This window comes from Algoriphagus ratkowskyi (assembly GCF_002150505.1).
Classification (GTDB): domain Bacteria; phylum Bacteroidota; class Bacteroidia; order Cytophagales; family Cyclobacteriaceae; genus Algoriphagus; species Algoriphagus ratkowskyi.
The window spans coordinates 1-4,459 of sequence record NZ_MSSV01000047.1; the positions used below are offsets into that span (position 1 = coordinate 1).

The following is a 4,459-nucleotide window of genomic DNA, read 5'->3' on the forward strand; positions in this document are numbered from 1 at the left end:
GTTTGGCGGGTTTGCGAAGTTGCGTAATTACCTGCAAAAACCTTTCAATCGGCACTAAATTTAGTAAAACTGATGAACTTTCGTTACGCACTGTCCGAGCAATTTTGCAAACCTGTGGTTAGCGGTTCGTTCTTCTTTTTATTCGACCATATCGAACCAATTATAGATTTTTCGGTATATCGTCTTTGGTAATCGTGGTCAATATTTCATCTGTCAGTTCGACTATGCCCGCAATTCTATTTGCTTGTCCTTCCATAGATTTCTCGAAAATATTTCTCACAAAACGTCCGTTGCCGAACGAATTATCTCGGTTGTTGTAAGCCACAGTAAAAATCTCATTCAGTTTAGTTTTTGCATCGTCTGTAAGTTTGTAGTCAAGATTACTGCAAAGCCCTTCATAAATTGACAACAACTCTTCTGAAGTATAATCGGTAAATTCAATATATCGATTAAACCTTGATTTAAAGCCCGGATTTGTTTCAATGAAATCATCCATTTCGTTTGTGTAGCCAGCAATAACAACAATCAACTTGTCTCGGTCGTCCTCCATTCTTTTAATAAGAGTTGCGACTGCTTCTTTGCCATAACTATCTTTTGCGTCACTTATGATGGAATAAGCTTCGTCAATGAACAATACGCCATTTATGGCACTATCAATGGTTTTGTTTACTTTAATTGCTGTTTGTCCTAAATACTCTGCGACCAGCCCTGAACGGTCTGTTTCTACAAGTTGACCTTGCTGTAAAACACCTAACGCTTTATATATTTTCGCTACAATCCTCGCAACTGTCGTTTTTCCTGTGCCAGGATTACCTTTAAAAACTATATGATATGAAAGTGGTGAAGTTTTGAAACCTTTTGCCTCTCGAGCTTTCTGAATTTTAATAAAATTTATTAACGTCTTAATTTCTGATTTCACGTTGTCCAGACCAATAAGTGAGTTAAGTTCTCTTATTGCGTCATCAAGAGTTCCATCTGAATTTGAAATCACTTTATTATGATTTGCTTTTTCAGGTAAGGGATTTTGTAAAGCTTTATAGATTTCTTTGAGCAGTATTTCTTCACTTTCGGAAATTTTATTGTCAGCCTTAGCAATTATGTTAGCGAAATGATAAAGGAATTGAGAATATTCATCAAAAAAAGAATCGTCTTGGTGTTTAAGCGCAATTAATATTGGCAACTTTTTAGTTAATTCATCAGTCCAAATTAATTCTGAATCATTGCTAGAAACTTTCACTTGCAATGACTGAGATTCTCCAATTTTTAACGCACCAGACGCTGGATTTAGTAGGTTTCCATTCTCAAATAGTTCTACAACAGATTCATATCCTTTAGTTAGCAAATCGTCCGACGGGTCTGAGATTAGCTTACTGTAAATTAATAGAAGCCCAGTGGCTTCCAAAGATGAGGGAATTACTTGTTTGTCTGTAAGCTTGTATAAGATTTGACAAAGTTCATAGCCAACTATAAAATTAACAGAATCTTTTAAACCGTCTTTAGATAAGTTGAGTTTACTGGTCAACGCTTCATTATCAATTATTTTTTTGACTACACTTTGTGCAGTCTTGGAAAAATCTTCTAGAAGAGTGAAATATTTAAAACTAAATTGAGAATGAACTAAGGGAATTATTAGTCCTTTCTTCAATTTTTCTAAAAATACTTCTAAACTATTCTCATCTAATATTAGCACCTCTCGGGCATTTGCTCCATTAAAAGAACCGACAACACCAATTGATTCTAATTGGTCAATGATTCTACCCGCTCTATTAAAGCCAATCTTTAATTTACGTTGGATTAAAGAAGTCGAACCCTGTTGGTGCATGACTATAAGCCGAGCTGAATCTTCTATTAAAGGGTCTAAGTCTTCCAGTAAATTTGTCATGTCGTTCATTGGTAAATGATTATTTGCTGGAGGAAATTCATTTGTACCGTGTTCAATATTATTATTATTATCCCTCTTTTCGGTTTTTTTTAATAATGAAATGTAGCTAGTTAATTCGTCAGCAAAACTTTTGGCGAATTCAAAATTACTGATATTGTATGCTTCATTTATGCCATTATTGGAAAACAACGTGTATTCTGCATATTGAACAACAGGAATTTGATAATTGCCAACAAAACGCAAATCAGGAGTTCCGTTTTTATTTACTTTTGCCCAAGTATGGTCGATGATTTTTGCATCGGTTGGAATTGTTTCTTTATCTTCTAAGAAGCGTTGAGGTCTAAACGAAAAATTAAATTCATTAATATCAATAAGCGATAGGTTTTTCGAATTATCAATAGTTAAAACAAACGCTGGATAAATATAAATTTGGCTTCCAGTTGTATTCTCAAAATGTAATGCAGAGATGGAAGATTTAATAAATTCTATGTTTTCTATATTAAATCTTACTTCTTGCCTATTAACAATTGTTTTTGCTGATGATTTTGTTTCAGTATTTACAACTTCAGTAGTTATGTCCCATATCTTCTTCGACGTAGCTAACCACTTGAACGCTACTATAACTTTTTTGTATTGGTTCTCTAATTCCTTATCGAAATGGATGTTTATATCTGCTCGACTTTCTTCAAACTGTCCTTTTATCTCCTCTAAGTAAGCTTTTGTTTCTTCAACTTCATTTTGAATATTTTCTACTGTTATTTTTTGGGTAAATAATTTTGATAAAAAGCTATTTTGTTTTTTATTTAATTCTTTTAATAGTTGCTGGTAGTTTTCTTCTGTTTTTTTTATTTCATTATTAAGCTCTTTTCTGTTTTCCCTTGCGTTTTCAATGTTTTCTTTTAAGCCAATTAAACCATGGCTTGTTATTATTTCATGTTCAGTTTCCAGCTCATTTGTATTTACAACTTCTTTATTATTCGGAATTGGATTAGAATTGTTTGGCTTTCCGTCAAATAACTTTTCTCTATTGGAAAGACCAGTTCCGGGAATACCAGTATTTAGGTAAACGCCATTTTTTCCAATATTTATGTTTGCACCTCTAGGCCCAATTGTGGTACTTACTCCATTTTTGCCAATATTTAAATAAATACCTGGCATTACTTTAATTCTGTTTCTAAAACGGAAAGACATATTTAAAAATCGTTGGTCAATAAAAGTAATGAAATAAAATAAACGTTTGCATATGGTTGCTTTGTCACAAGCAAAACACAATTCTGTCGAATTGCGTTAAGGAGTATTATTAATGGTTTTGATGTTTTGGCGATTAGTTTGTTCATTTAGGATGACGTTTAATTACTGCACTGTCGTTTTTTAGAATGACCGCTAACGGTGTGCGAATTTGTGTTGAAATGGCATTAATGCAGAATCAATGTCGCACCGCACTGAACTAAATAATTAACGAATGGATTAACGTAAACCACTGTCGGCCATTTTAACACAAATTTGTTGTTACCAGCAGTAATTTATATAGGTAGAAAAGGTGCTGTTCGTTTTTCAGAGCTATACTTTAAATTAAGTGCATTAATAATATTTTCTGGTTCGGTCACAAAATTTGTAATTACGATTTTTCTTTTGTCGTTAAGTACAAACCAGAGATAACTATATTCAAACATTGTCGACCTAGAATAATTTGAATGATTCCATTCACAAAGTTTAATGTCTGAACGATTAAATTTAATAATTTCTCCATCTTTTTCATAGGTCAGCGTTTTTTCCGTTCGGTCGATTAAAACACGAGCATTTTTGTTCTTGAACCAATAACTTAAATGAACTATTAAAGCAGGAAACCAAAAAAGACAAACAAGACCCACATAATACCAACCAAATTGAAACCCTGATTTCAAGTTGTAGTAAGCCAGAATAATAGAAATTATTAGCCAAGGTAATGACCATAAAAAGTATCTTAATTTTCCTTTGTCTTTAAATGAATAAATTATAACATTTTTATTTGTCGGCTTAATAATTTGCTCTTTTTCTTCTGTAATAATTTGCTCTTTATTCACTAAAATGAGTTCATTTTCTATTGTCTGTTCGTAGAACATTTCAATAAATTCCTCAACTAAAATTCCAGAAGGGTTTTCTTCAAAATTGTTAGAAATAAAAAATTCAACCTCTTTTTCAGCTGTTTCATAGAGTAGAGAAAAGCCATTTCCGTCAAAAGCAGAAATTGTCAGCTTTTTCCCTTTGTTTGATTTGTAAATTATGGTCGGTATACAAGAAGTAGTTTCTAATCTTTCAGCACTTTTTAACTGTTCGAGGAACTCAAAATTTTGAAATACTCCAATTGCCGAATCAAGGTCGACTTTCCCTTTTTCGTCAAATTGGTCGGGGAAAAAATCAAATTTCTGTATGCTATATTCTATTTCCACTGTTTAGGTATTATTGCTGGTAACGTTTTGAAAATTTGTGCATAAATGGCATTACTTGCAGAACCATTGTCGCACCGCACTGAACTAAATAATTAACGAGAAACCTGGGTTGAACTACTGTCAGCCATTTTTGTGCAAATTTGCTGTT

The 4,459-nt window shown here is 32.8% G+C and carries 2 protein-coding genes and 2 pseudogenes; all 4 read right to left on the minus strand.

The annotated features are described in order from the left end of the window. Nucleotides 1-160: 160 nt before the first annotated feature. Nucleotides 161-1,237 carry an AAA family ATPase gene (locus tag BVH02_RS21840; RefSeq protein ID WP_240507485.1) on the minus strand — a complete coding sequence of 359 codons (1,077 nt, stop codon included), beginning with the start codon at nucleotides 1,235-1,237 and terminating at the stop codon, nucleotides 161-163. 405 nt (nucleotides 1,238-1,642) lie between these two features. Then, nucleotides 1,643-1,870, minus strand: a pseudogene (locus BVH02_RS21845) (DNA translocase FtsK); the annotation flags it as partial. A gap of 1,047 nt (nucleotides 1,871-2,917) precedes the next feature. Next, nucleotides 2,918-3,073: pseudogene (locus BVH02_RS21920) on the minus strand (DUF4236 domain-containing protein); the annotation flags it as partial. A 332-nt stretch (nucleotides 3,074-3,405) separates the two neighbouring features. Next, a complete protein-coding gene (locus BVH02_RS21085) occupies nucleotides 3,406-4,311 on the minus strand; it encodes a hypothetical protein (RefSeq protein WP_086503451.1) in 906 nt (301 codons plus the stop codon). Nucleotides 4,312-4,459 lie beyond the last annotated feature (148 nt).